Below are 1010 nucleotides of genomic sequence, written 5' to 3'. Positions count from 1 at the left end.
GATAGAAGCTCAAGTCGATTTACCAAACGATCAGGCTTCCTATTTAATGCATATACCTCTGGAAAAGTCCGTGAATGTTCCTCAGGACATAATCAATTTAACACTTCGTTTAGGTGAAACAATCTGGCTAGAAAATGCTTGCGCTGACGGCGAGTTTAAAGAGGATGCTTATATATCGAAAGCAAGGTCAAAGTCGGTATTATGTTTGCCAATTGTTTACCGAAAATCTCAAATAGGCGCTCTGTACTTAGAGAATAACTTGAGTACAGGGGTCTTTACCGAGCAGCGCATGAGTGTGATAAAAGTCTTACTGACACAGGCTGCTATATCGCTTGAAAATGCGCGTTTGTTTAATGAAGTGACGGGCCTGAATGCTAGTTTGGAAGAGAAAGTAGCCCAGCGAACACGAGATCTGGACCAGGCTAATGTTGAATTAGCCTCAGCAAATAAAGAACTGGAGTCATTTAGTTACACTGTATCGCATGATCTAAAATCACCCTTACGCATGATCAAAGGCTTTAGTGATATCTTACTTGATGATTACGCCTCGCAGCTTGATGAAGAAGCGCAACGGATATTGGCGAAAGTCGTTGCCGGTGCCAAGTCGATGGAAGACTTGATTAACGGTTTGCTGGACCTGTCACGAATGCAGCGAAAAGAAGTAAAAAGAACAGACCTAAACTTAAGCGAAATTGCTGACACAGTAGTGGCCAATCTGCGCGATACCTATCCCCTGCGTGTCGTAGATATTTATATTCAGCCAGATATGAATATCAATGGTGATGCCAGAATGATGCATTCAGTCGTTGAAAACCTGATAAACAATGCCTGGAAGTACAGTAGCAAGACAGAATCTGCAGAAATAGCATTTAGCTCTGCTTTGGTAGAGGACGAACTCGGAAGAACAGAGCGCGTGTTTAAGGTTAAGGACAATGGTGCAGGTTTTGATATGTCACATGCCGGTAAGCTCTTCTCGACCTTCCAGCGATTGCATAACAAAAGTGACTTCG

General features: G+C 42.9%; 1 protein-coding gene. It reads left to right on the top strand.

Annotated features, from left to right (window positions below):
• Nucleotides 1-46 precede the first annotated feature (46 nt).
• A partial coding sequence (locus A3756_RS24000) for a histidine kinase dimerization/phospho-acceptor domain-containing protein (protein WP_156490738.1) occupies nt 47-1010 on the top strand: 964 nt, incomplete at its 3' end.

The organism is Oleiphilus sp. HI0086 (assembly GCF_001635225.1).
The sequence above is the reverse complement of the archived record's forward strand: the minus strand, read 5'-3'. Positions and strand labels throughout refer to the sequence as shown.